The organism is Amycolatopsis sp. NPDC054798 (assembly GCF_053611505.1).
The window spans coordinates 1-25,459 of the sequence record NZ_JBSHAM010000104.1 but is presented as its reverse complement, the minus strand read 5'-3'; the positions used below and the strand labels follow the sequence as shown (position 1 = coordinate 25,459).

The window sequence follows — 25,459 nt, the reverse complement described above, 5'->3', positions numbered from 1 at the left end:
GTTCTCTCAGTAGGCGGGTGCGGTGCCCGGCCGGCCACGACGCCAACGTCCGTGAGGGCCACCTTGAGGGAATCTGATTCCCTCAAGGTGGCCCTCACGGACCTCTCAGCCACGCCACCCGCCAGGACGATGCTCCGTGCCCGCTGGGGCGCGTGAGCCCGTAGGCAGCCGGAACTCGGTGCGCCCTAACCAGCACAAACACTCACGACGGGAGGTCAGGCTGTCCGGCGGGCAGTGGAGCCGCGCACCACCAGCTCCGGTGCGAACAGCAGCTCCTCCACCGCCACCTCGCCGCCGTTGATGCGCTTCACCAGCAGTTCGACCACGGCCCGGCCCATCGCCTCGATCGGCTGGCGCGTCGTCGTCAGCGGCGGGTCGGTGCAGTTCATCAGCGCCGAATCGTCGTAGCCGACCACCGAAATGTCGCCCGGCACGGACAAGCCTTGCCGCCGCGCCGCGCGGATCGCGCCCAGTGCCAGCGGATCGCTCGCGCACAGCACCGCCGTGGCTCCGCGCGGATACAGCCGCGCGGCGGCCGCGTGGCCGCCTTCGATGGAGAACATCCCGTGCTCCACCAGTTCGTCCAGGACCGGAAGCCCGAGTTTCGCGGCGTGCACCCGGAACGCCTCGAGCTTGCGCCGCGACGGCACGTGGTCGTTCGGCCCCAGCACCAGGCCGATCTTCTCGTGGCCGAGCGAGCTGAGGTGCCCGACCGCCTGCTCGACGGCCACCGCGTCGTCGCACGAGACCTGCGGCAGGCCGAGGTGCTCGACGGCGGCGTTGATCAGCACTGTCGGCAGCCGCCGTTCCGCCAGGTGGTGGTAGTGCGTGTGCACGGCGTCGGCCTGCGCGTACATCCCGCCGGCGAAAACCACGCCGGACACCTGCTGCTGCAACAGCATCTCGACGTACTCCGCCTCCGACACCCCGCCCGCGGTCCGCGTGCACAGCACCGGCGTGAAGCCCTGCTGCGCGAGCGCGTTGCCCATGACCTCGGCCAGCGCCGGGAAAATCGGGTTCTGCAGCTCCGGCAGCACCAGCCCGACCAGCCGGGCCCGCTCGCCGCGCAGCTGGGTCGGCCGCTCGTAGCCCATCACGTCCAGCGCGGTGAGCACGGCGGCCCGGGTGCTCGCGGAGACCCCGGCCTTGCCGTTGAGCACCCGGCTGACCGTGGCTTCGCTGACCCCGACCTGGCGGGCGACTTCGGCAAGACGACGTGTCATGAGTGAAAGTTACCGCAAACCAGTGCAAGTTTCCGACGAGACCCGCGCCTTGCTTGCGCTCCCGAAGAAACTGCTGGTCGGACGACCGCTGATGGGGGCCGCGCCGTTGACTTCCCGGCTTCGGTCGGCTGTAATTCTTGAACGAATCAGTGAAAATACCTGACGAGATCCCGGGCGATCGCGGCAGTCTTCCCGGAGATCCGGCTCAGCCTCAACGAAGAGGTGCCATGTCGACTGTTCCGCACTGTTCTCGTGCGCCCCCGGACAGGGTTGCCCGTCTGTCCGCTCCCTGGTCCCCGCCGTCCCGCGCCATGCGGGGCGCTTTCGATCGAGTCGTCTCCCTCCTCCTTGGATCAGAGGAAACCCATGAGAACGAAGCGACTTCTCCGGCGCGCCGCGACTTACGCCGCCCTGTCCCTGCTCTTGACCGCGCCCGCCTGGTCGGCGAGCGGTGCGTCGGCCGCCCCCGCCGCCCCGCCTGCCGTCCAGCCCGCCGCGCAAGCCGCCGCCGCGACCTACACCGCGAGCAGCCAGCTCCCCGGTTATCCCGTCTCCAATGTCGGCGACGGGAATCAGGCCACCTATTGGGAAAGCGCGAACAACCAGTTCCCGCAATGGATTCAGGCCGATCTCGGCACGACGACGAACGTCGCCCAGCTCGTGCTCAAACTGCCCGCGAACTGGGAAGCCCGCACCGAGACCTTCGCGGTGCAGGGCAGCTCGAACGGCTCGAGCTTCAGCGATCTCCTGCCGTCCGCGGGCTACCGGTTCGACCCGGCGACCGGCAACACCGTCACGGTGAACCTGACCGGCAGCACCCGCTACGTCCGGCTGAACATCACCGCCAACACCGGCTGGCCCGCCGCGCAGCTGTCGGAGTTCGAGGTGCACGGCCCGGCCGGTGGCGACACGCAGCCGCCGTCCGCGCCCGGCAACCTCGCCTACACCGAGCCCGCGAGCGGCCAGATCCGGCTGACCTGGTCGGCCTCGACGGACAACACCGGCGTCGCGGGCTACGACGTGTACGCCAACGGCCAGCTCCGCGGCAGCGTCGCCGGGGATGTGCTGACCTACACCGACAATCAGCCCGCCAGCGCGAGCGTCGCCTACTACGTGCGCGCTCGCGACGCGGCAGGCAACCAGTCGGCGAACAGCAGCACCGTGACCCGGAACGGAACACAGAGCGGCACGAATCTCGCGCTGCACAAGCCAATCACGGCGTCCTCGACCCAGCAGACTTACGTCGCGGCGAACGCCAACGACGACTCTGTGACCACGTACTGGGAGGGCAGCGGGGCGTATCCGAATCTACTGACCGTGGCGCTCGGCTCGCACGCCGACCTCGACCGGGTCGTCGTGAAGCTCAACCCGGACCCGGCGTGGAGCACGCGAACGCAGACGATCGCCGTCGAGGGCCGCGATCAGGGCGCGACCGACTTCACCACGCTGGCACCCGCGCAGACCTACAGCTTCGACCCCGCGAGCGGCAACGCCGTGACCATCCCGGTCAGCGGCCGGGCCAGTGACGTCCGGCTGCGCTTCACCGCCAACAGCGGCGCCGGAGGCGGTCAGGCCGCGGAATTCCAGGTCTTCGGCGTCCCCGCGCCGAACCCGGACCTGACGGTCTCGGACGTGTCCTGGTCGCCGCAGAAACCGGTGGAGACCGACGCGATCACCGCGTCGGCGACCGTCCGCAACGCCGGGACGGCGGCCTCGAGCGCGACCGACGTCAACCTCTACCTCGGCAAGACGAAGGTCGGCACGGCCGCGGTCGGCGCGCTCGCGGCGGGAGCGTCCGCGACGGTGTCGGCGAACATCGGCGCCAAGGACGCGGGCAGCTACGACGTGACCGCGAAGGTCGACGAGGCCAACACCGTCGTCGAACAGAACGAGGACAACAACTCCTACACCAGCTCGACGCCGCTGACGGTCAGCCCCGTGCAGAGCTCCGACCTCGTCGCGGCCACGGCGTGGTCGCCGAACAACCCGGCGGCGGGCAACACAGTGACCTTCACCGCGACCCTGCGCAATCAGGGCACGGTCGCGTCGGCGGACGGTGCTCACGGGATCACCGTGACGATCGCCGACCAGAACGGGACGGTCGTCAAGACACTGAATGGTTCCTCCGCCGGGGTCATCGCCCCCGGAGCCACCGCGCCGGTGAGCCTCGGGAGCTGGACAGCAGCGAACGGCCGGTACACGGTGAAGACGGTCGTCGCGAACGACGCCAACGAGCTGCCCGCTAAGCAGGGCAACAACAGCAGCACGCAATCGTTGTTCGTCGGCCGTGGCGCGAACATGCCGTACGACATGTACGAGGCCGAGGACGGCGTCGTCGCGGGCGGTGCGGCCGTGATCGGTCCTAACCGGACGATCGGCGATCTCGCGGGCGAAGCGTCGGGCCGCAAGGCGGTGACGCTGAACGCGACCGGCGCCTCGGTGGAGTTCACCACCCGCGCGGCGACGAACACGCTCGTCACGCGGTTCTCGATGCCGGACGCCGCGGGCGGCGGCGGGCAGAACTCGACGCTGAACGTCTACGTCGACGGCACGTTCCTCAAGGCCATCGACCTGACCTCGCACTACGCGTGGCTGTACGGGGCCGAAGCCTCGCCGGGGAACTCGCCGGGAGCCGGACCGGCCCGCCACATTTACGACGAGGCCAGCCTGCTGCTCGGCACGACCGTGCCCGCCGGGCACAAGATCAAACTGCAGAAGGACACGGCGAACAGTTCGAACTACGCGATCGACTTCGTCAACTTCGAACTGGCCGCCGCGACGGCGAACCCGGACCCGGCGCACTACGCGGTCCCGGCCGGGTTCTCCCAGCAGGACGTGCAGGCCGCGCTGGACAAGGTCCGCCAGGACCCGAACCTCACCGGCGTCTACCTTCCGGCCGGGCAGTACGCGATGACCAGCAAGGTCACCGTGTACGGCAAGCCGGTCACGGTGCTCGGCGCCGGGCCGTGGTTCACCAGGTTCACCGCGCCGGCCGGGCAGGAGAACACCGACATCGGGTTCGACGCGCAGGCCAGCGCGAGCGGGTCGGTCTTCAGCGGGTTCGCCGTGTTCGGGAACTACACCTCCCGCATCGACGGCCCGGGCAAGGTCTTCAACTTCACCGGCGTCACGAACATGACCATCGACAACATCTGGGTGGAGCACCAGGTGTGCCTGCTCTGGGCGACCAATGTGGACAACTCGACGGTGAAGAACTCCCGCATCCGCGACACCTTCGCCGACGGCGTCAACTTCACCAACGGCAGCACGGGCAACCATGTCACCAACAACGAGGCCCGGTCCACCGGCGACGACAGCTTCGCGTTGTTCGCCGCCACAGACATCAACCAGGGCAACCAGTACGACAACGTGTTCGAGAACCTGACCGTGCTGCTCCCGTGGCGGGCGGCGGGCATCGCGGTGTACGGCGGGTACAACAACACCTTCCGGAACCTCTACATCGCGGACACGCTGACGTACTCCGGGATCACGCTCAGCTCGCTCGACTTCGGCTATCCGTTCCTCGGGTTCGGGCCGCAGCCGACGACCGTCCAGAACGCCTCGCTCGTCCGAACCGGCGGCCATTTCTGGGGCAAGCAGACGTTCCCGGCGATCTGGATGTTCTCCGCGTCCAAGGAGTTCCGCGGCATCCGGGTGTCCGATGTGGACATCCAGAGCCCGACGTACAGCGGCATCATGTTCCAGACCAAATACAACGGCAGCCAGCCGGAAAACCCGGTCCAGGACACGGTGCTGACGAACGTGTCGATCAGCGGGGCGCACCGCAGCGGCGACGAGTTCGACGCCAAGTCCGGGTTCGGCATCTGGGCCAACGAATTGCCGGAGCCCGGGCAGGGCCCGGCGGTCGGCTCGGCGACGTTCACCGGGCTCACTTTGAACGACAACGACCAGGACATCCGGAACACGACGACCACGTTCACGATCAACCGCAGCTGAACACGCGGGTGTCCGCCGGGAAAACCGGCGGGCACCCGCCCCTTCCCCCTCCCCGCAAAGAAGAGATGACGCCATGACCCGTATGCGTTTGTCCCGTCTCGCCGCCGGTTTCCTCGCCGCAGGGCTCTTCGCGGCTGGCCTTTCCGATGCTTCCGCGGCCGGAGGCCCCTCACCGGGACTAGCCGCCAGTCCGAATGCCGCCGCCGATGTGCCGTTGACGCGCACGGTGTCGGCTAGCAGCGTGCAGTCCGGCTATCCCGTCGCCAACGCTTTCGACGGGAATCAGGCCACCTACTGGGAAAGCGCGAACAACCAGTTCCCGCAATGGATCCAGGCCGACCTCGGCTCGGTCAAGCCGCTCTCGCGCCTCGTGCTGAAACTGCCCGCCGCTTGGGAATCCCGTACCCAAACGCTCACCGTGCGCGGCAGCGCCGACGGCACGGCCTTCACCGACCTCGTCCGGTCGAGCGGGTACACGTTCGCCTCCGGTGCCAACACGGTCACGATCCCGGTGACCGCGTCCGCCCGGTACGTGCGGCTGGACGTCACCGCGAACACGCAATGGCCCGCCGCGCAGCTCTCGGAGTTCGAGCTGTACGGGCCGGACACCGGCGACACACAGGCCCCGACCGCGCCGACGAACGTCGCGCTGACCGAGCCCGGCTCCGGGCAAGTCCGGCTGAGCTGGTCGCCGTCGACCGACGACGTCGGCGTCACCGGCTACACCGTCTATCGCGACGGCACACCCGTCACCACGGTCACCGGCACCACCTTCACCGAGAACCGCCCCGCGGGCACGCGGATCGAGTACTTCGTGCGCGCCAAGGACGCGGCCGGGAACGAGTCCGCCGACAGCAACCACGTAGTCCGGGCCGGAACCCAGACCGGCCAGAATCTCGCTGCGGGCAAGCCGATCGAGGCGTCCTCGACCGTCGGCGCTTTCGCGGCCGCCAACGCGAACGACAACAACACGGGCACGTACTGGGAGTCCGCCGCAGGCTACCCGAACACTCTGACCGCGAAGCTCGGTGCCGACGCCGATCTCGATTCGGTCGTCGTGAAGCTCAACCCGGACCCGATCTGGAGCGCACGGACACAAAACTTCGAGATCCTCGGCCGCGCGCAGGGTGCCACCGAATTCACCTCGCTGTCCGCGCGGGCCGATTACCGCTTCGACCCGGCTGCCAACCAGAACACCGTGACCATCCCGGTCACTGGACGCGCCGCAGACGTCCGGCTGCGCTTCTTCGCCAACTCCGGCGCGCCGGGCGGGCAAGCCGCGGAGTTCCAGGTGTTCGGCACGCCCGCGCCGAACCCGGACCTGGTCGTCGCTGACACGGCGTGGACCCCGTCGAACCCGACGGAGAGCAGCGACCTGGCGGTTTCGGCGACCGTCCGGAACGCAGGCTCTGCCGCAGCGGTAGCCACGACGGTGAACGTCAGCCTCGGCAGCACCGTCGTCGGCTCCGCACCGGTCGGCGCACTCGCCGCCGGAGCGGCCACCACGGTGACCGTGCCAGCGGGCAAACGACCGCAGGGCAGCTATCGCGTGGCCGCCACTGTCGACCCGGCCAACACGGTGATCGAGCAGGACGACACCAACAACACCTTCACTTCGCCGACGCAGCTGGTGATCGCGCAGGCACCCGGGCCGGACCTCGAGGTCACCGGCATCACGTCGAACCCGCCGAACCCGGCCGTCGGCGCGGCAGTGTCGTTCACCGTCGCCGTGCACAACCGCGGCACGAGCGGCGCGGGAGCCTCGGTGACCCGGTTGTCCGCTGGCGAAACCACGCTGAACGGCGACACACCAGCGATCGCGGCTGGTGCCACGGCGAACGTCGCGATGCCAGGCACGTGGACCGCCGCGAACGCGACCCTTGCCGCGACAGCCGACGCGACCGGCGTGGTCGAGGAAACCAACGAAGCCAACAACACGCTCTCGCGGGCGATGGTGGTCGGCCGCGGCGCAGCGGTGCCGTATGTGGAGTACGAGGCGGAAACCGCGCAGTACCAAGGCCAGCTGCTGGAGACCGACCCGCTGCGCACGTTCGGGCACACGAACTTCGCGACCGAGTCGTCCGGACGGAAGTCCGTGCGGCTGGCGAACCAGGGCCAGTACGTCGAATTCACCTCCACGAACCAGGCGAACTCGATCGTGGTCCGCAACTCGATCCCCGACACACCCGGCGGCGGAGGACAGGACGCGACGATCAGCCTGTACGTCAACGGGGCCTTCGCGCAGAAACTGAACCTGTCGTCCAAGCACAGCTGGCTCTACGGCAGCACTGACGACCCCGAAGGGCTGACGAACACCCCGGGCGCCGACGCGCGGCGGCTGTTCGACGAGTCGCACGCACTGCTGGCGCAGTCGTACCCGCCGGGCACGAAGTTCAAGCTGCAGCGGGACAGCGGCGACAGCGCGGCGTTCTACGTCATCGACCTGATCGACCTGGAACAGGTCGCGCCGGCGTTGCCGAAACCGCCCGAATGCACGTCGATCACCGACTACGGCGCCGTCCCCGACGACGGGATCGACGACTCCGAGGCGATCCAGCGCGCGGTCACCGACGACCAGAACGGCGTCATCAGCTGCGTCTGGATCCCGGCGGGCCAGTGGCGGCAGGAACGCAAGATCCTGACCGACGACCCGGACGTGCCCAACGGCGGCGGCCAGTACAACCAGGTCGGCATCTCGAACGCCACGATCCGGGGAGCCGGGATGTGGCACTCGCAGCTGTACTCGCTGATCCAGCCGCAGGACGCGGGCGGCATCAACCATCCGCACGAGGGCAACTTCGGTTTCGACATCGACAAGAACGTGCAGATCTCCGACCTCGCGATCTTCGGCTCCGGCCGGATCCGCGGCGGCGACGGCGGCGCGGAAGGCGGCGTCGGGCTCAACGGCCGGTTCGGCACCGGCACGAAAATCTCGAACGTGTGGATCGAGCACGCCAACGTCGGCGTGTGGGTCGGCCGGGACTACAGCAACCTCCCGGCCCTGTGGGGCCCGGCCGACGGCCTGGAGTTCAGCGGCATGCGGATCCGGGACACCTACGCCGACGGCATCAACTTCACCAACGGCACCCGGAACTCGCAGGTGACGAATTCGTCGTTCCGGACCACCGGCGACGATTCGCTCGCGGTGTGGGCGAATCAGTACGTGAAGGATCCCGCGACGGACATCGCGCACGACAACGCGTTCCGCAACAACACCGTCCAGCTGCCCTGGCGGGCCAACGGGATCGCGGTCTACGGCGGGTACGGGAACAAGATCGAGAACAACCTGGTCTCCGACACGATGAACTACCCGGGCATCATGCTGGCGACCGACCACGACCCGCTCCCGTTCTCCGGGCAGACGCTGATCGCGAACAACGCGCTGTACCGCTGCGGCGGCGTGTTCTGGGGCGAACAGCAGAAGTTCGGCGCGATCACGTTCTTCGCCCAGGGCAAGGACATCCCCGGAATCACGCTGCGGGACACGGAAATCCACGATTCGACCTACGACGGGATCCAGTTCAAGACCGGCGGCGGCGCGATGCCGGGCGTGACGATCAGCAACGTCAAGATCGACAAGTCGAACAACGGCGCGGGCATCCTCGCGATGAGCGGAGCCCGCGGGAGCGCGACGCTGACGAACGTGACGATCACGAATTCGTCGGCGGGCGACATCGTCCGCGAACCGGGCTCGCAGTTCACGATCACCGGCGGGCCGGTCCCGCCGGCGGCCGCGCGGAGCCGTCGCGGGACGAGGTAGGGGGAGTGCGGCCCGGTGCCGGGGAGATCTGTCTCTCCGGCACCGGGCCGACACTGTGCGTGTTCGCCGGGTTCCTGGGCGCGGCAGGCGGATCCGTGGTCGACTGCCAGGGGAAACTGTTCGCGGCCGGGTGTCGAAATCTCGCGGCCAGGTTCGTACCTCGAAGCGAACGGCCACCCGAGGAGAAGGAGACCCGACATGACCGGCGAACTCAACGAGGAATTCACCGCGACCCTGCGCAAGAGCCCGGCCAAGGGCGGCCACACCTACCTGGTCTGGCCCGGCTCGGCCGAGTTCTTCGGCACCCGCGGCCTGGTGAAAGTCCGCGGAACCGTCGACGGCGAACCGTTCCGCAGCTCGTTCATGGCGCTGGGGGACGGCACCCACAAACTCCCGGTCAACGCTTCGCTCCGGAAGGCGATCGGCAAGGAAGCGGGGGACGCGGTGACCGTGGTGCTGCTGGAACGGCTCGCCCGCTGAACACCCGGGTGCCGTTGCGCTCTTCGGGTGGTCCTCCCGGCGCCAGGCGAACGCCCGGAGCCCGCCCGGGCGTTACCCCTTAAGACGTGTGCGAGGGGACGCACACCGAACTCCTGGGGGAGACATGGGGATTCTCAACGCCCGTCCGGAATTGCCGATCATCGAAGCGCCCGAGGGACACGCGCGTCCGGAAGAAGTATCGCCGACGGGGACGTTCGATGCGCACCAGCGGTGGAGCAGGCTCGTCGGCGGAGGCGACGGCATCGTCTACGCCGTGCAGGCGGACGGCACTCTTTACTGGTACCGGCACCGGGGCTGGCCCACCGCCGCCTACGACTGGTCGCACCAGGGCGTCGGGGTGCCGATCGGGTCCGGATGGCAGGACTTCGTCACTGTGCTCGGCGATCTGAACGGCGTCCTTTACGGTGTGCGCGGGGACGGGACAGTGCTGTGCTACCAATGGCTCGTGTCCAATCTGGACACTGGCGCGGGCGCCTGGGCCGACGCCGATGGTGTAGTAGCCGGGACCGGATTCAACGCCTTCCCGCGGATCTTCGGCGGACCCGGCGGGGTCGTCTGGTGTGTAGACGCCGACGGGATCCTGTACCGATCGCGGCGGATAAACGGGATTTTCGAAACGCCCCAGCCGATCGGCGAGGGATTCAACGTCCCGCGCTACCTGTTCTCCGACACCGGGAATGTCATTTACGCCGTCAGCGGCACCGGCGTGCTCACCTGGTTCCGCTACCGCGACGGCTCCGGATGGGCGAACGGCGGCCAGCCCATCGCGATCGGCGACAACAACTGGTTCGAGCTGTTCCGCCGGGACCTGTTCGCCGGCGGCGGCAACGGCGCTCTCTACCTGATCCGGATCGACCATTCGACGGTGCCGGGCGACGACGGCGACCTCGTCGAACTGCGGCTCACCAACCACGAGACCGTCGACACCGACGGCGGCGCGAAGTGGATCAACAACGCGACCGGCGTCGTGGTCGGCCGGGGCTTCACCGTGGAACGCAGTGCCGGGCTGCAGGGGTATCCGCAGCAGCAAAGCGTGCCCGCCGGCGGCCGCGTGTCGATCGCGGTGTCCACCGCCTTCAGCGAGGTCACCGCGCAGCTCGTGCGCGTCGCGCCCGGAGGGGACACGCCCGTCGCGGTCACCGGGACGTCCACCGTCGCCGGCGGTCTTCAGCTGGTCGCCGAGAATTACCGCTCCGCCGGATGCGGCTGGGCCGAGCGCTACGCCGCCGACATCCCCGGGAACTGGCCCTCCGGGGTGTACGCCGCGCGGCTGACCGGCCCGTTCGAGCGGGTGCAGCACATCGCGTTCGTGGTGCGGCCGGCCGCACCCGCGCAGAAGATCGCCGTCGTGCTGCCGACCAACACCTACCACGCTTACAACGGCTGGGGCGGCCACGACCAGTACTCCGAGGGCCAGAACGGCGTCCGGCGCACGATCTCGTTCCTGCGGCCCAGCTACAACTGGGTGATCGCGCCGAAGGGGCAGTACGACGTCGATCTGTACAGCGACCTGGAACTGCTGCGCTGGCTGAGCGGCGAGCAGATCGGCTTCGACTGCTACACCGACCACGACCTGCACACCGGAGGCTGGCTCACGGCGTACCGCGCGATCGTGCTCGGCACGCACCCGGAGTACTTCTCGATGGCCATGCGCACCAATCTGGCGAATTACCTCGCGGCCGGGGGCAGTGTCATCGGCACCGGGGGAAACCAGATCTACGAACGCGCGGAGTTCAACGCCGACGGCACCGCACTGACGTTCCGTGCCGCGGACGGCAGCCGCGACCCGTTCCGCGAACACTACGGCCTGCCGGAGTCGCAGCTGCTCGGGGTGAACTTCGAGTACGACGGCTGGATGACGTTCGCGCCGTACCGCGTGCTGCACGGCCACCCGTTCCTGGCCGGGACCGGTCTGTCGGTGGGCAGCGAGTTCGGCACGCGCGGACGGAACGGCGCCGCGAGCGCCTGGGAGTTCGACACGCTCCAGGGCCTCGACGGCGAGGTCCCGCCGGGCCAGGTCATCGCGCAGGGGACGAACCCGACCGCCAGCGCGGGCGCGGCGTTGGTGTGCAAGGAACTGGCCGGGGGCGGGTTCGTGTTCAGCGCGTCGTCGCTGACGTTCAACGGGACGATCCGGGTGGACCCGGTGATGCGGCGGCTGTTGCGGAACGTGTTCGACCGGGCGCTCAGCCGCCCCGCTCCGGGGCGCTCCTGAGGCGGCGGGCGCCGGGAATGAAACCAGGTAGTTGAACGTTTGACGATGCGTGAAGAACATTGGCTTCCTGTCGTTCGGCCACTGGTCGCCGAGCGCGCACTCCGAGACCAGGTCGGCCGCCGACTTCCTGCACCAGTCGATCGACCTCGCGGTCGCGGCCGAGGAGCTGGGCGTCGACGGCGCGTACTTCCGCGTGCACCACTTCGCGCGGCAGGCGGGCAGCCCGTTCCCTCTGCTCGCGGCGATCGGCGCGCGGACGTCGAAGATCGAGATCGGCACCGGCGTGATCGACATGCGCTACGAGAACCCGCTGTACATGGTCGAGGACGCCGGCGCCGCCGACCTCATCTCGCGGGGCAGGCTCCAGCTCGGCGTCAGCCGGGGATCCCCCGAGCAGGTCATCGACGGCTGGCGCTACTTCGGCTACGCCCCGGCGGAAGGCGAGACCGACGCGGACATGGCCCGCGAGCGCGTCGAGGTCTTCCTCAAGCTGCTCGACGGCGAAGGCTTCGCGCAGCCGAACCCGCGGCCGATGTTCGCCAACCCGCCGGGGCTGCTCCGCCTCGAACCGCATTCCGAAGGCCTGCGCGACCGCATCTGGTGGGGCTCGGGCTCGAACGCGACGGCCGTCTGGGCGGCGAAGCTGGGCATGAACCTGCAAAGCTCCACGCTCAAGGACGACGAAACCGGCGAACCGCTGCACGTCCAGCAGCGCAAGCAGATCGAGGCCTACCGCGAAGCGTGGAAGGAGGCCGGCCACGAGCGCGAGCCGAGGGTGTCGGTCAGCCGCAGCATTTTCGCGCTGACCAACGACCTGGACCGCGCCTACTTCGGCCGCGACCGCACCTCGCGCGACCAGATCGGCATGATCGACGAGAACACCCGGGCGATCTTCGGCCGTTCGTACGCCGCCGAGCCGGACGAACTGGTCCGGGAGCTGAAGGAGGACGAGGCGGTGCAGGCGGCGGACACGTTGCTGCTGACGGTGCCGAATCAGCTGGGCGTCGAGTACAACGCCCACGTGCTGGAGAGCATCCTGACCCACGTCGCGCCGGAGCTGGGGTGGCGCTGACCGGGTGCTGACGACGGGCCCGGCGGCTGAAGCAGGCCGCCGGCCCGTCGCCCTTTCCGCTCGCCCGTGGAGAGCCGCCCGGCCGGTCCCGCTAGCATCACTGAGTTTTCAGCGGGGGCGGGAAAAGGGGCGGAAATGGGTACGGGGACGTTGAGCGGGCCGGTCCGGTCTTCGCGCTCGCCGGGCGGGGAGCGAAGACCGGCGTTCCGGCCGGACATCCAGGCACTGCGCGCCGTCGCGGTCGGTCTCGTCGTGCTCAACCATCTCTGGCCCGCGCGGCTGACCGGCGGTTACGTCGGCGTCGACGTCTTCTTCGTCATTTCCGGCTTCCTGATCACTTCGCATCTGGTCCGCGAGGTCGCGAGCACCGGACGGATCCGGCTCGCGAAGTTCTACGCGCGCCGCGTGCGGCGTCTCCTGCCCGCGGCGTTTCTGGTGCTGGCCTTCGCCGTCGTCGCCGCGTACTTTTTGATGCCGTACCCGCGCTGGGAATCCAACGCGCAGGAAGTCGTCGCGAGCGCGCTTTACTGGGAAAACTGGCTGCTCGCCGCGAATTCCGTCGATTACTCGCACCTGAACCAGGCGGCGAGCCTGTCGCAGCACTACTGGTCGCTCTCGGTCGAGGAACAGTTCTACCTGTGCTGGCCGCTGCTTCTCCTGCTGCTGTTCAAGATCCGGGCGCGGTGGGCGCGGGTCGCCGGGATCGCGCTCGTCGGAGCCGCCTCGCTGGGGTTCAGCATCTGGTTCACCGACGTGGCCAAAAACCAGGCGTATTTCGTGACGCCGGTGCGGGTGTGGGAGTTCGCGCTCGGTGCGTTGCTGGCCTTCGCCGGTGCGAAGTTCGTGCTGCCGAAGGTCGCCGCGAACCTGGCCTCGCTGGCCGGCTTCGCCGCCATCGCCGCCGCCGCGGTCCTGTTCGACGACCAGACCGCGTTTCCCGGCGCGACGGCGCTGCTGCCCGCTGCCGGCACCGCGCTGGTCATCCTCGCCGGCGCCCGCGAGGGACGGCAATGGCACACCCCGCTGTCTTCTTCGCCGCCGGTGCAATGGCTGGGGAACATCAGCTATTCGCTGTACCTGTGGCATTGGCCGCTGATCCTGCTGGCCCCGTTCGCCTTCCCCGGCGCATTGGCCGCCGGGGTGCTGACCTGGCAGGTCAAGGCGGGCATCGCGGGTGCGGCCCTGATCGCGGCCCACCTGTCGAAGAGGTTCGTCGAAGACCCGGTCCGAACCTGGCGTCCGTTGAGCCGCAGTTCCGGCTGGACCTTCGCCGGCATGGCGGCCGGGATGCTCGTGGTGTGCGCCGCGGCAGGCGGCCTGACCTGGACGTACGGGCGGCACGTCGACCAAGCGGCCCGAGAGCTGGCGGCCGAGATGAACGGCCCCTGCCACGGGGCGAGGGCGCTGATGGCGGGCAACGCGTGCGCGGATCCGTTCGGCCCGGCCCGGAGCGTCGAAATGGGCCCGGCCAACCGGTATTACACGCCGCCCGCGGACTGCCCGCCGCTGCTGTCGCGGTACGCGGCGAGCGACGGCACGAAGACGACCACCAAATGCGATTTCAGCCAGGGCGCGGCCAATCCCGCGGTGGTGTGGCTGGTCGGCGACTCGCATGCCCAGCAATGGCAGGGGCCGCTGCTGAGCCTCGCCCGCAAGAACCACTGGGTGCTGTACACGAGCTACCTCGGCGGATGCCCGTTCGCTGGCATCCAAGCCCTGAACTACGGCGGCACCGCGCCCGACCGGCGGTGCATGGCCTGGACGAAGTCGATGACCGCCGAAATCGCGAAGACGCGGCCGGCGTACGTGTTCACGTCGTTCTACAGCAGGCACGAGCGAGCCGACGACCGCAGCGGACGGTCGCAAACAGAGCAGTACGCGGAAGGGCTGAACTCGTACTGGGCGCAGTGGACCGGGGCCGGCGCGACCGTATTCGTACTGGCCGACCCGCCGCTCAACGGACGCGTCCGCGCGACGGACTGCGTGGTGCTCAATCGGGACGACCCCCGGCAATGCGCGGTCGACCGCTCCGTCGCGCAGCCGCCGGACCCGATGACGGAGGCGGCCAAGGCGAGCACCGACCCGAAAGTCCGGCTGCTCGACTTGACCGACTGCTTCTGCGACCGGCAACGCTGCTACGCGGTGATCGGGAAGGTCGGCGTCTACTACGACGCCGACCATTTGAACCTGGACTACAGCTTGAGCCTTGACCAGAGCATCGCCGCGGCAGCGGGCATTCCGGGCTGAGAAGAACGTTCGCGGAAGAAGCTTTTCGCGGGAGCGCCGTTTCTGCGTCCGGCTCGCCAGCGAACCCGACCCGGACCGGGTTCGGGGGATCAGCCGGGGACCTGCGACGACTGCGGCTTCTCGCCGTTTGCCGACGACCAGTCGACTTCGCGGCGGACTGCGTTCGCCAAGATCCGTGCGCGGCTGGAAGGCACTGCGCTCGCGGCGGATCAGCTCGGCGTCGGCTTTCCCGGGGCCCGCTGAGATCATCCGTATCGGGGAGCACGCCATCCTGCCGGGCAATTCCGGAGAACCTCGGCCGCGAGTACCGGCAACCCGTGCGCGGCGGCGAAGGCCGCTGCTTCGCCCGGCGTGGCCATCCGTCTCGGATCTTCGGGGCTGACCAGCGCGGCGAACGCGGCAGCGGCGGGCAGTCCGGCCAGCAGGCACAGTTCGGCAGCTGTTTCGGGGATCGCAAACCTGCCTAGGGTCCCTTGCGGACGGGTGGCGTAAGGCAGCACGTGTCCAGGCCGGTGGAGGTCTTCCGGCCGGGTGCCGCAGTCGGCGAGACGGCGGATCGTCTCCGCCCGGTCGGCCGCGGAGATCCCGGTGGTGACACCGGTCGCGGCGTCGACCGCGACGCACCAGCCGGGACCTCCGTCGTGACGGAAGCTCGGCCGCATGGGCGGCAGGTCGAGCGCGTCGCACCGTTCACCGGGCAGCGCGACGCCTACCAGTCCGGACGAATGCCGGACGACGAATGCCAGTGCGGTGGCGGACGCCTCCGCCGCGGGCAGGACGAGGGCCGAGTCCTCGTGGGAGGCGAGGACGACCGGCTGTCCTTGCGAGAGCGCGGCGAGCGCCGCGTCGATCGGCCGTAAGCCGAGTGAGATTGTCATGCGACGGTCCGGATCTCCGAGGTCGCGAACCGGACCACCTGTTCGGCGACGGTCGCGAGTTGTGCGGCGAGTTTCCGATCGGTGACCTGGCCGTCGGCGGCGAACGGCTGGGCGGTCGAGTCGACCACGACGCCGAGCGGGGTCGGCCAGCCGCGCAGTGCGTGCACGGTCGAGCGCAGCGACGTCAACGTCGTCACCCCAGCTTGCGGACCGTACGCGCTGACGAGGCAGCCGACGGCGCGTCCGTGCAGGTAAGGGCGATCGTCGCCGGCGAGATCCTGGAGGTAGTCCAGTGCGTTTTTGAGCAGGCCGGACAGCCCGCCGTGGTAGCCGGGCGTCGAGATCAGCACGCCGTCGGCGCGGCGGACCGCGTCGAGGAATGCGGTCGCGGACGGGGAACGCTGCGCGAGGTCCGGTTCGTACATGGCGAAACCGAGGTCTCGCGCGGTGAACAGTTCGGTGCGAACCCCGTGTGCCCGCACGTTTTCGAGCACCGCGCGGAGCGCTCGTTCGGAGGAGGAGTCGGGTCGGACGGTGCCGCCGATGCCCACGATCAGCGGCGGTCGGCGGGTGTGCGGTGCGGACATGGCGAACCGGCTTTCTGTGGCAGCGGGAGTTATCGCGTTCGGACGGAGTCGGGGAAGTCGAACTGCGCGACTTCCGCTAGCTGGCCGCCCAGGGTGGCGACCATCGACTTGAACCCGCTCGCGCCCGCTTCGGCGCTGGCGAGCGTCGGGTCCCCGAGGTAGCCCTCGGTCCCGAAATCGTTGGCCAGCCAGCCGAAACTGACGCTGCCGCCGAACCGGGCGTGCACGTTTCCGGCCATCTGCTCGGGGATCCGCCGCTCCGCGGAACCGAGGTCGACCAGGTCGGGACGCAGGTGCAGCATCAGGGACGTTTCCGCGGCCCCGCCGTGGACGCCGAGCCCGTTCTCGCTCGCCGCCCAGGCCGGGTCGTGCTCCTCGGGGAGGAAGACGTTGACGCCGAAAGTCAGGAGGCCGCAGGCCAGCCGAAGATCGCGCAGCGCGGTCTGGATCTCCGACACGTTCCCGCCGTGGCCGTTCACGAGGACGAGCCTGCGGATGCCCGCGGACGCGACCGAACGACCGATGTCGCCGAGCACCGCGGCGAACGTCGAGGTGGACAGGGAAAGCGTTCCCGCCGCCCAGATGTGTTCGACAGAGCGCCCGTAGCTGATCGTCGGCAGCAGCCACAGGTCGAGGTCTTCGCCTTGTGCGGCAACGACTTCCTTCGACACTGCCTCGGCCACTAGTGCGTCGGTGGCGAGCGGAAGATGCGGGCCGTGCTGTTCGATGGCCCCGACCGGCAACACCGCTACCGAGGACGCCCCGCAGGACGCCTGGACCTGCGAGGCTCGCAACTCGGCGAAGAACCGTGATGGCATAAGGGAGTCTCCTTCCAGCGCGCTCAGGCGCCGAGATGCGCGACGACCCGGATTTCCACCCGCATGTCGGGGGTGGCCAGCGGGGGATAGATCAGCAGCGACGCGTACGAACGCTCGGACAGCAGCTTCGGGGCGTGTTCGGCCAGCCAGCCGTCGCGCACCCGCATGTACTCCGCGCGGTCGGCGGGATCGGCGAGGAACTGGTCGAACTGCACGACGTCGTCGAATTCCGCGCCCGCGTCGGCGAGCAGCCGGTGCACGCGGTTCAGCGTGACCAGGGTCTGCGCGGCGACGCCGTGGGCGGGCCGGCCGTTCTCGTCGGTCACGCCGTCGATCCCGCTGAGGAAGACGAATCCGCCCGCTGCGGCTCCTCGGCCCCAAGGCTGGACCGCGGTGCCGTATTTCAACGGGCCAAGTGCTTGTTTCGTCACGCTTCGGCCTTTCGGTAGCGTCGGATGAGGTAGTAAGCCAGGGCGGCCACCGCGCCCGCGACCCACGGGGTGAGGTCGCCGAACTGCGGGAAGCGGGCCGCGAACGCGCCGGTGTAAAGGCTTTGGTCCATGAACGGCACGGACGCCGCCACCGCGATCACGAACGCCGCGAGACCCGGGCGGAACCGCCGGGTGCGGTCGAAATACCGCTGCGGGTCGACCTCGCCGCGGCCGAAGACGAGAGTGTCCACGACGACGATCCCCAGCCAGGGGCCGATCCAGTAACCCATCAGGAACAGGAAATTCTGGAAGGTGCCGAACACGGACCCGGCGTTGTGCCCGGCGACGAAACCGACCGCGGTGCCGAGCACGCCGATGATGACCGCGGAGATCCAGCGGCGAACCTTGGCGCCCACCATCAGCAGGCCCAGCGAAGCGGTGTAGATGTCCAGCACGCTGCCGGAGACCGAGGCGGCGAGCAGCGCCACCAGGATCACTGCGGCCAGTCCGGAGGGGATCAGCTTCGCCACCAGGTCAGTCGGACTGTCCACTGTGATCACGGTGCCGATCGCGGCCCCGACCACCGCCATCCACAGCCCGGCGAGCGAAGCGCCGGAGAAGGCCGCGAGCAGCACCCGCCGCCGCGACGTGTCCCGCGGCAGATAGCGGGTGTAGTCCGAACCGCCGATCGACCAGCCGAACGTCCTGGTCGAAGCGAGCGCGACGGTGGTCAGCATGCCTCCGGCGACCCCGCCCGCGCCTCGGTGCAGGACGTCGCCGGACGCGGCGAGATCGCCTTTCGCCAGGCCGTACCAGGTGAGGATCACAAACAGCACGGACGCGACGATCGCGAGGAAGCGTTCGGCTTGGTGCACCAGATCGTGTCCGACGATCGCGATGACGATCTGCACCGCCGCCACCGCGACGAGCGAAACCAGGAACGGCAGCCCGAACAGTTCGCGGACGATGTAGGCGCCGAGCACGGTGTTCACCGCGAAGTAGCCGAGTCCGGTCAGGCACAGGAGCAGCACCGGAAGGAAATTGCCGTAGTAGCCGAACGGAATCCGCGATTGGATCATCTGCGGCACCCCGGCTCGCGGCCCCATCGAAGCGGCGAACCCCAGCAGAACGCTGCCGATCAGGATGCCGATGGCCAGCGAGAGGACGGCTTCGCCGAACCCGAGGCCGAGGAACGCGGTGGGAATGGCGCCGACCGCCAGCGCCGAGTACTGCAGATTTCCCGCGAACCACAGGGAAAAAGCCGAGCGCGGCGAACCGTGCCGCTGGTCGTCGGGAATCCTTTCGACGCCGTGGTGTTCGACGGAAACTGCGGGCGCGCGGACGGTGTGGGCGTCTTTGACCATCTGTCCTCCAGTGGACTAGCCCCCTGCGGCGGATGCACTGGCCTTCATGTTGATATAGGTAACACGGCTGCCACAGCCTGCGCTGCGCCGTCCGCAGATGTCAAGAGCCTCCTTGGGGCTTGACACTCCGCAGGTCGCGCCGCACAGTGTTGATATTACTTACATTTTGCTGACGACCCGGTCGAGTCCGGGCGGGATGGAGGCGCTGTGCGGCACGGAGTGTTTTTCTTCGGCTCGGTCGAGATGCCGGACGTGCTGGCCGGGAACCGGGTGCCCGCCGCGCAGCGCCGCGCCACGCGCGCACAGGTGTGGCACGCGCACGAGCGGCTGATCGAGATGGGCGTGCTGGCCGAGGAACTGGGATACGGCAGTTATTGGTTGGCAGAACACCATTTCCAGCACGAGGGCTACGAAGTCGTGCCCAACGCGATGATGCTCGAAGCGCATCTGGCCGCCCGGACCGCGCGGATCCAGCTGGGTTCGATGTTCAGCATCGTGCCCCAGTGGAATCCGCTGCGGCTGGCCGAGGACTTCAGCAGCCTCCTCAATCTTTCGGGCGGACGGGCGGTCCTCGGCGTCGGGCGGGGCACCGTTTCCCGCGAATTGCGCAGCCTCGCCGCGCACCAGGCCGACATCGGCGTGGTGTCGTCCGGCGAGGAACGGAAGGTCATCGACGCGCACAACCGCGAGGTTTTCGCCGAGTACATGGACATCGTGCGCACCGCGCTCGGTCAGGAAACCTTCTCGTACAACGGAAAGTTCTTCGAACTGCCGCCGCCGGACTCCCGCGATCCCGACCACGAGGCCGGCACGCTGACCCTGGTGCCGGGTCCGCTGCATCCCGTCGAGATCTGGCAGGCGGTCACCAGCCCGCCCACCCTCGACTACGCAGCCGAGGTGGGCCACGGCTGCGTGTGGTGGAACCAGTACCACGGTTACATCCGCGAGCAGTGGGAGCGCTACGCCGAGCTGTACGAACAGCGTCACGGCGTCCGGCTGGCGCCGGGGCAGAACCGCATCCTCGTGCTCCCCATCCACATCGGCGACACCCACGAAGAGGCTTGGCGCACTGGCCGGATCGGGCACGACGAGTTCTGGAATCTGCTCGCGCCGTTCGGCTGGAGCAGCGGCTACCGCGGCGACGACGGCAACCGGGCTCCGGCCGGGCTGGTGCCGACGCTCGAACAGTCCGCGAAACAGAAATGCTGGGCGGTCGGCACCCCGGAAGAGGTCGCCGAAATCGTGCAGCACCACAAGGACACGCTCGGCCTCGAACAGCTGGTGGTGTTCCCGCACTTCCCCGGGCACACCTACGACATGGCCGCCGAGCAGATGCGGCGCTTCACCGAACAGGTCGTGCCGCTGCTGCGGTGACTTCTTTCCGGCCGCGCGGCGCTTCCTCCCGCCGTGCGGCCGTTGTCATTCCCCGGCGTTGATCAGCAGCACCCGGACCGGTTCGTCGCCCAGCCTGCGCCAGCGATGCGGCCGCGACCCCGGATAGGTCGCCACGTCCGCTTCGCCCAGCTGCTCGCGGCGCCCGTCCGCGAAATCCAGTTCGATCCGCCCGGCGACGACGTACAGCATCTCCTGCCCGACGTGCTCGAAATACTCGCCGAACTCCGCCGGTCCGCCGGTGTATTCGATGGGCTGCACCGGAAAACCCGCCCGGGACAGCGCCCGCGCCGTCGACCCGGTCGGGATTTCGGCCCCGGGCATCACCATGCCCTCGTCCGCCCGCAGCAACCCCACGCCCTGCTCCGCCGGCCCGGCGAGAAGAGCCGACACCGTGGTGTCCAGCGCGACCGCGATCCGCTGCAGGGTACTGACGCTCGCGGCGGCCAGGCCGCGCTCGAACTGGCTGAGAAAAGCGTGCGACAGCCGGGAAACCTCGCCGACCTGCTTCAGCGTCAGCCCGCGGCCGCGCCGCAGTTCGCGCACCCGCGCCCCGAGCACCTGAGCCGGATCCGGCGCGGCTCCGGAATCGGGGGAGGGAGGGGTTCGCATCGGCCCGAGTATACCGGGAGCGGGGGTGTTCCGAAGTGGACTCTCGGCCTCAAGGCCCGCAAGGCGCAAGGAAAGTTTTCGGCCCGCTCCGGCAGCAGTCCGTGACAGTCGCCTTGTGTCGTGTCCGGGGTCTGGGCGGATCCCGCCCGGCGAACGGCAGTTGACACACTTAGTACACTAAGTTGCATGACCGGTCGACCCAGCCGTGCGCCGCTCTATCGCACGATCCAAAGCGAGATCCAGCGCGACATCCTGAGCGGCAGGCTGAAACCGGGGGACTGGCTCCCGTCGGAGAGCCAGCTCCGGGCGCAGTACGGGGTGTCCCAGACCTCGGTGCGGCGCGCCTTCCAGGAGCTGCAGCGGCTCGGCCTCGTGGAGCGCTTCCACGGCCGGGGCAGCATCGTCGCGTCGAACGAGATCCGGGCGATGAGCCCGATGCTCGGCCTGGGGCGCGAGCTGCGGCAGCGCGGGTTCGCGATCCGGCCCGAATTGCTCAGCAACACCGAGGAATCCGCTGACGCCGCCGTGGCCAAGGCGCTCGACCTCGAACCCGGCGACCCCGTGAGCCACATCGAGCGGCGCTACTGGATCGGCGACGATCCGTTCGTCTTCCTCGACCACTTTCTGGTGCCGCAGCCCGGAATCGACTTCGCCGAGTTCACCGGGGATTCGCTGTACGCCTTCCTCTCCGGCCGCGACGCGCAGCCCACCCACGCGCGGGAACGGGTCAGCGCGGTCAACCTTTCCGCGGCGGAGGCCGGACGGCTCCAGGTCGACCCCGGCGTGGCGGCGATGCTGCGCGAACGCACGTCGTTCGGCGCGGATCAGCGTCCGGTGGAGTTCACCCGCTACATACTGCGCGGCGATCGCTACCACCTGGACATCGACCTCAGAAGCGAGCGTTGAGCATGAGCACCGCGCCTCGGCTCGTCGTGGTGGGGGACGCGAGCATCGACTACTTCGTCCAGGTCCCGCACATCGCGGGCAACGACAACAAAGCGATCGGTTCCCTGTCCGGCGTGTACGGCGGCGGGATGAGCGCCAACCTCGCCGCGGCGGCGGCGCAGCACGGCATCGCGGTCGACCTGATCACGAAGACCGGAGCCGGGCCGGACACCGACGCCGCGCTGGCCGAACTCCGCCGGCTCGGGGTGTCGGTCGAGCATTCCCTGCGCGACCTGGAGCATCCGACGTGGATGTGCTTCGTCCAGCTCGACGCGAGCGGGGAGAAGGCGCTGACCGGAGCCGACACCGGGATCAAGATCCCGGCGATCGAGGAGATCGACGCGTCGGTGCTGGCGGGCGCGGACATCGTCGCGCCGCTGGCCGACGACCTCGAATGGGCCGCTGCCGTCGCCGGACTCGCCCGTGAGCGCGGAGCCCGGGTCGCGGTCGACCTCGAACCGGACGCGTTCGAGCCGGACCAGCCGGAGTTCGCGCGGCTGCTCGGGCTCAGCGACATCGTCTTCCTCAACGCCGCTTCCGCGGCCAAGCTCGCCGCCGATCCGCGCGCCGCTGCCCGGCGGCTGATCCAGTTCGGCGCGGAACTCGTGGTCCTCAGCGAGGGCGCGCACGGAGCGTCCGCTGTGGACCGCGACGGCGTGGTGCATCGCGCGCGATTGCGCGGCGAGGTGACCGCGGTCGACACGACCGGTGCCGGTGACGCGCTGGCCGGAGCGTTCCTGGGCGCGTTGCTGGCCGGGGCCGAAGTGCCCGAAAGCCTTCGCCGAGCGGTGGCTCAGGCGACTCGGTGCGTCACCGCCGTCGGCGGCCGCACCTACCTGTCCGGCTCGCAGCGCGGCGAGTGGCCCGACGACCTGATCACGATCACGACTGAGAGGTAACCGAGTTGAATTCTGTGCTGCGTTCCAAGATCCACGGCAGTCTCGCCGCGGCCTGCCTGGCCGACGCGCTCGGAGCGCCGACCGAGGAACTGAGCCGGGACCAGATCCGCGCGGCGTTCGGCGGCTACGTCACCGAATTCCACGCCCCGCTGCCCGGAGCCCCGTACGCGAAGGGACGCGCCGCCGCGCAGATCACCGACGACTCCAGCCAGATGATTCTGCTCGCTCGGCTGCTGGCCCGGACCGGAGCGGCGCTGAGCCCGGACGACATGGCTCAGCTGCTGATCGAATGGTCCAAGAACGAGAACTACTTCCCGCACTTCGCCGGGCCGACCACTCGTGAGGCGATCGCCCGGCTGGAGCGCGGCGAGGACCCCCGAGAGGTCGGCCGGACCGGGACGATCATGACCCAGGGCGCCAGCAATGGCGCCGCGATGCGCGTCGGGCCGGTCGGGCTGTTCCACCACGGCGACCCGGAAGCAGCTGTCCGGACGGCGTTCACCACTTGCGTGCCGAGCCACAACACGCCGCCCGGTGTCGCGGGCGCCGCAGCCGTCGCCGCCGCGGTCGCGGTCGCTTGTACCCCCGAGGCGGGGATCATCGACATCGTGCGCGCCGCTGTCGACGGTGCGCGGGCGGGTGCTGAACTCGGCCGGGCCGAAGGCCGTGACGTGCCGGGTGCGTCGGTCGAGCGGCGGATCGAGCGTGCGGTCGCGCTGGCGATCACGGCTCGCGACGACGAGCACGCCATTGACCTGATCGCCGGGGAGATCGGGGTCGGGCTGCCCGCCGCGGAAGCGGTGCCCGCCGCGCTCGGCTTCTTCGTCGCCGCAGACGGGGATCCGGTGCGGGTAGCGCGGCTGGCGGCCAACGCCGGCGGGGACAGCGACACCATCGGCTGCATGGCGGCCGCGATCGCCGGCGCCTACCGGGGGATCGAGGCGATCGACGAGGCCGCCGTGGCTGAAGTGGAACGCGCGAACGACCTCGATCTGGCCGCCATCGCCGACGAACTCGTGGCCGCCACTCAGCACTGACCTCCCCACCCCACTCCGAAGGGACGCTCGACGATGAGCGCACGAAGCGACGAATTCGCCACGGTGACCTGGAAGGAACGGCTTTCCTTCGGAGGCGGCGATCTGGCCACGAACATCGCCTGGGGTGCGCTGGCCACCTACGTGGTTTTCTTCTACACCAACGTGATCGGGGCGGCGGCGTCGGCGGTCGGCACGATCGTGCTCGTCGCGCGGCTGTTCGACGGCGTCGTCGACGTCGGGATGGGCGCGATCGTCGACCGCACCTCGACCCGCTGGGGCAAGGCGCGCCCGTGGGTCCTGTGGGCGGCCGTCCCGTTCGCCGTCGCGCTGGTGCTGGTGTTCACCGTGCCGGGCATGGAACCGACGCCGACGCTCGTGTACATCGCGGTCACCTACGCGCTGATGAACATCGCCCTCAGCGCGGCGGTGATCCCGTACGGAACGCTGAACACCCGGATGACGCGGGACTTCACCGAACGCTCCCGGCTCAACGTCACCCGGATGTTCGGCGCCACCCTCGGCTCGCTGGCCGTCACCGTTCTCACGCTGCCCCTGGTGAGCGCGCTCGGCGACGACCAGCGCGCGTGGATCGTCACGTTCTGCCTGTTCGGCGCGCTCGCGGCGGTGCTGTTCTTCATCACCTTCCGCAATACGCGGGAACGTATCGTCGACACCGCGCCGCCGAAGGACCAGCCGGGGATCGCCGAATCGCTCAAGCTCGCCGCGCGCAACCGGTACTGGCTGCTCCTGTTCGCCATCTTCATCGTGTTCAGCGTCGCGGAATCGCTCTACACCGGGGCGACCGCCTACTTCGCCCAGTACTTCCTCGGCAATGCCGGATTCGCCGCGCTGATGTCCTTCATGCTTTACATCCCGGCTTTGCTCGGCATGCTGTTCATGCAGCCGGTGTACGACCGCTTCGGCAAAGTCGCCCCGATGATCGCAGGCGCGGCGGTTTTTGTAGCGGGTTCCCTCGTCATCGCCATCGATCCGACGGACATGACACTGGCGGTCGCCGGTTCGATTCTCCGCGGCATCGGGCGGATCCCGATTTTCGGCGCGATCTGGGGCATGCTTCCCGACACCATCGAGTACGGCGAATGGAAAAACGGGCGCCGCCTCGAAGGCGTGCTCTACAGCGCGGGCAGCATGGGCCAGAAACTCGGCTACGGCCTGGGCGCGGCGGTCCTGGGCTGGGTCATGGGAGCGGCGGGCTACAACGGCTTGAACCGCACCCAGCCGGATTCGGCGCTGGCGGCGATCAACGCGCTGTTCGTCTACGTGCCGATGGCGCTGTTCGTGCTGCTGATCGTCCTGTTCTGGGCTTACCGGCTGGAACGCGTCTACCCGACGGTGGAAAAAGACCTGGCCGAACGGCGGGCCGCGGCCCGGCCGGTTTCGCCAGGGGAGCCTCACGGGAAACGGACCTGATCCCGGAGACGAGCGCGGGGTCCCGGCTGTCGGGCCGGGACCCCCCACGCGCACCAGTCTATAATAAACAAAAAACAGCCCACCAAAAAT

At 69.1% G+C, this 25,459-nt stretch carries 18 protein-coding genes; 11 read left to right on the top strand and 7 right to left on the bottom strand.

Annotated elements, in window-relative coordinates; translation table 11 throughout:
• Positions 1 to 215: 215 nt before the first annotated feature.
• A complete protein-coding gene (locus ACWGIC_RS38375) occupies positions 216 to 1,223 on the bottom strand; it encodes a LacI family DNA-binding transcriptional regulator (RefSeq protein ID WP_452080857.1) in 1,008 nt (335 codons plus the stop codon).
• Between the two features lie 366 nt (positions 1,224 to 1,589).
• On the opposite strand from ACWGIC_RS38375, the gene ACWGIC_RS38370 reads away from it, so the two are divergent.
• From ACWGIC_RS38370 to ACWGIC_RS38345, 6 genes are all read left to right on the top strand, one after another.
• Positions 1,590 to 5,180, top strand: a complete 3,591-nt coding sequence (locus ACWGIC_RS38370) for a CARDB domain-containing protein (RefSeq protein ID WP_452080856.1) — start codon at positions 1,590 to 1,592, stop codon at positions 5,178 to 5,180.
• Between the two features lie 73 nt (positions 5,181 to 5,253).
• The gene (locus ACWGIC_RS38365) at positions 5,254 to 8,940 is read left to right on the top strand and encodes a CARDB domain-containing protein (RefSeq protein WP_452080855.1); all 3,687 of its coding nucleotides are present in this window, start codon (positions 5,254 to 5,256) and stop codon (positions 8,938 to 8,940) included.
• A 198-nt stretch (positions 8,941 to 9,138) separates the two neighbouring features.
• Complete coding sequence (locus tag ACWGIC_RS38360) at positions 9,139 to 9,420, top strand: DUF1905 domain-containing protein (RefSeq protein ID WP_452080854.1); 282 nt, start codon at positions 9,139 to 9,141, stop codon at positions 9,418 to 9,420.
• A gap of 124 nt (positions 9,421 to 9,544) precedes the next feature.
• Complete coding sequence (locus ACWGIC_RS38355; RefSeq protein WP_452080853.1) at positions 9,545 to 11,656, top strand: N,N-dimethylformamidase beta subunit family domain-containing protein; 2,112 nt, start codon at positions 9,545 to 9,547, stop codon at positions 11,654 to 11,656.
• 49 nt (positions 11,657 to 11,705) lie between these two features.
• The gene (locus ACWGIC_RS38350; RefSeq protein ID WP_452080852.1) at positions 11,706 to 12,728 is read left to right on the top strand and encodes an LLM class flavin-dependent oxidoreductase; all 1,023 of its coding nucleotides are present in this window, start codon (positions 11,706 to 11,708) and stop codon (positions 12,726 to 12,728) included.
• A 135-nt stretch (positions 12,729 to 12,863) separates the two neighbouring features.
• The gene (locus tag ACWGIC_RS38345) at positions 12,864 to 14,975 is read left to right on the top strand and encodes an acyltransferase family protein (protein ID WP_452080851.1); all 2,112 of its coding nucleotides are present in this window, start codon (positions 12,864 to 12,866) and stop codon (positions 14,973 to 14,975) included.
• A 245-nt stretch (positions 14,976 to 15,220) separates the two neighbouring features.
• On the opposite strand, the gene ACWGIC_RS38340 is transcribed toward ACWGIC_RS38345, so the two are convergent.
• The 5 genes from ACWGIC_RS38340 to ACWGIC_RS38320 are packed head-to-tail and all read right to left on the bottom strand — an operon-like array spanning position 15,221 to position 19,053.
• Complete coding sequence (locus ACWGIC_RS38340) at positions 15,221 to 15,853, bottom strand: 3,4-dihydroxy-2-butanone-4-phosphate synthase (protein WP_452080850.1); 633 nt, start codon at positions 15,851 to 15,853, stop codon at positions 15,221 to 15,223.
• Complete coding sequence (locus tag ACWGIC_RS38335; protein ID WP_452080849.1) at positions 15,850 to 16,440, bottom strand: NADPH-dependent FMN reductase; 591 nt, start codon at positions 16,438 to 16,440, stop codon at positions 15,850 to 15,852. Before ACWGIC_RS38335 ends, ACWGIC_RS38340 begins: the two co-directional genes overlap by 4 nt.
• 29 nt (positions 16,441 to 16,469) lie before the next feature.
• Entirely contained in the window at positions 16,470 to 17,258 is a 789-nt protein-coding gene (locus tag ACWGIC_RS38330; RefSeq protein ID WP_452080848.1) for a creatininase family protein, read from the bottom strand.
• A gap of 23 nt (positions 17,259 to 17,281) precedes the next feature.
• The gene (locus ACWGIC_RS38325; RefSeq protein ID WP_452080847.1) at positions 17,282 to 17,689 is read right to left on the bottom strand and encodes a RidA family protein; all 408 of its coding nucleotides are present in this window, start codon (positions 17,687 to 17,689) and stop codon (positions 17,282 to 17,284) included.
• Complete coding sequence (locus ACWGIC_RS38320) at positions 17,686 to 19,053, bottom strand: purine-cytosine permease family protein (protein WP_452080846.1); 1,368 nt, start codon at positions 19,051 to 19,053, stop codon at positions 17,686 to 17,688. The genes ACWGIC_RS38325 and ACWGIC_RS38320 overlap by 4 nt, the downstream gene beginning before the upstream one ends.
• 207 nt (positions 19,054 to 19,260) lie before the next feature.
• On the opposite strand from ACWGIC_RS38320, the gene ACWGIC_RS38315 reads away from it, so the two are divergent.
• A complete protein-coding gene (locus ACWGIC_RS38315) occupies positions 19,261 to 20,427 on the top strand; it encodes an LLM class flavin-dependent oxidoreductase (RefSeq protein ID WP_452080845.1) in 1,167 nt (388 codons plus the stop codon).
• Between the two features lie 45 nt (positions 20,428 to 20,472).
• Here ACWGIC_RS38315 and ACWGIC_RS38310 read toward each other — a convergent pair whose 3' ends face one another.
• The gene (locus tag ACWGIC_RS38310) at positions 20,473 to 21,057 is read right to left on the bottom strand and encodes a helix-turn-helix domain-containing protein (RefSeq protein ID WP_452080844.1); all 585 of its coding nucleotides are present in this window, start codon (positions 21,055 to 21,057) and stop codon (positions 20,473 to 20,475) included.
• Positions 21,058 to 21,243: 186 nt separating this feature from the next.
• On the opposite strand from ACWGIC_RS38310, the gene ACWGIC_RS38305 reads away from it, so the two are divergent.
• The 4 genes from ACWGIC_RS38305 to ACWGIC_RS38290 are packed head-to-tail and all read left to right on the top strand — an operon-like array spanning position 21,244 to position 25,369.
• On the top strand, positions 21,244 to 21,963 hold the full coding sequence (locus ACWGIC_RS38305; protein WP_452080843.1) for a GntR family transcriptional regulator: 720 nt from the start codon (positions 21,244 to 21,246) through the stop codon (positions 21,961 to 21,963).
• A gap of 2 nt (positions 21,964 to 21,965) precedes the next feature.
• Positions 21,966 to 22,901 (top strand): carbohydrate kinase family protein, encoded by a 936-nt coding sequence (locus tag ACWGIC_RS38300; RefSeq protein WP_452080842.1) that lies wholly within the window; start codon positions 21,966 to 21,968, stop codon positions 22,899 to 22,901.
• Between the two features lie 14 nt (positions 22,902 to 22,915).
• On the top strand, positions 22,916 to 23,938 hold the full coding sequence (locus tag ACWGIC_RS38295; protein WP_452080858.1) for an ADP-ribosylglycohydrolase family protein: 1,023 nt from the start codon (positions 22,916 to 22,918) through the stop codon (positions 23,936 to 23,938).
• A gap of 33 nt (positions 23,939 to 23,971) precedes the next feature.
• A complete protein-coding gene (locus tag ACWGIC_RS38290) occupies positions 23,972 to 25,369 on the top strand; it encodes an MFS transporter (protein ID WP_452080841.1) in 1,398 nt (465 codons plus the stop codon).
• The last annotated feature ends 90 nt before the right edge of the window (positions 25,370 to 25,459 follow it).

Bases quoted from the DNA above. Each gene is read 5' to 3' on its own strand.
- ACWGIC_RS38375 (WP_452080857.1), bottom strand. From the start codon at position 1,223: ATGACACGTCGTCTTGCCGAAGTCGCCCGCCAGGTCGGGGTCAGCGAA.
- ACWGIC_RS38370 (WP_452080856.1), top strand. From the start codon at position 1,590: ATGAGAACGAAGCGACTTCTCCGGCGCGCCGCGACTTACGCCGCCCTG.
- ACWGIC_RS38365 (WP_452080855.1), top strand. From the start codon at position 5,254: ATGACCCGTATGCGTTTGTCCCGTCTCGCCGCCGGTTTCCTCGCCGCA.
- ACWGIC_RS38360 (WP_452080854.1), top strand. From the start codon at position 9,139: ATGACCGGCGAACTCAACGAGGAATTCACCGCGACCCTGCGCAAGAGC.
- ACWGIC_RS38355 (WP_452080853.1), top strand. From the start codon at position 9,545: ATGGGGATTCTCAACGCCCGTCCGGAATTGCCGATCATCGAAGCGCCC.
- ACWGIC_RS38345 (WP_452080851.1), top strand. From the start codon at position 12,864: ATGGGTACGGGGACGTTGAGCGGGCCGGTCCGGTCTTCGCGCTCGCCG.
- ACWGIC_RS38340 (WP_452080850.1), bottom strand. From the start codon at position 15,853: ATGACAATCTCACTCGGCTTACGGCCGATCGACGCGGCGCTCGCCGCG.
- ACWGIC_RS38335 (WP_452080849.1), bottom strand. From the start codon at position 16,440: ATGTCCGCACCGCACACCCGCCGACCGCCGCTGATCGTGGGCATCGGC.
- ACWGIC_RS38330 (WP_452080848.1), bottom strand. From the start codon at position 17,258: ATGCCATCACGGTTCTTCGCCGAGTTGCGAGCCTCGCAGGTCCAGGCG.
- ACWGIC_RS38320 (WP_452080846.1), bottom strand. From the start codon at position 19,053: ATGGTCAAAGACGCCCACACCGTCCGCGCGCCCGCAGTTTCCGTCGAA.
- ACWGIC_RS38310 (WP_452080844.1), bottom strand. From the start codon at position 21,057: ATGCGAACCCCTCCCTCCCCCGATTCCGGAGCCGCGCCGGATCCGGCT.
- ACWGIC_RS38305 (WP_452080843.1), top strand. From the start codon at position 21,244: ATGACCGGTCGACCCAGCCGTGCGCCGCTCTATCGCACGATCCAAAGC.
- ACWGIC_RS38300 (WP_452080842.1), top strand. From the start codon at position 21,966: ATGAGCACCGCGCCTCGGCTCGTCGTGGTGGGGGACGCGAGCATCGAC.
- ACWGIC_RS38290 (WP_452080841.1), top strand. From the start codon at position 23,972: ATGAGCGCACGAAGCGACGAATTCGCCACGGTGACCTGGAAGGAACGG.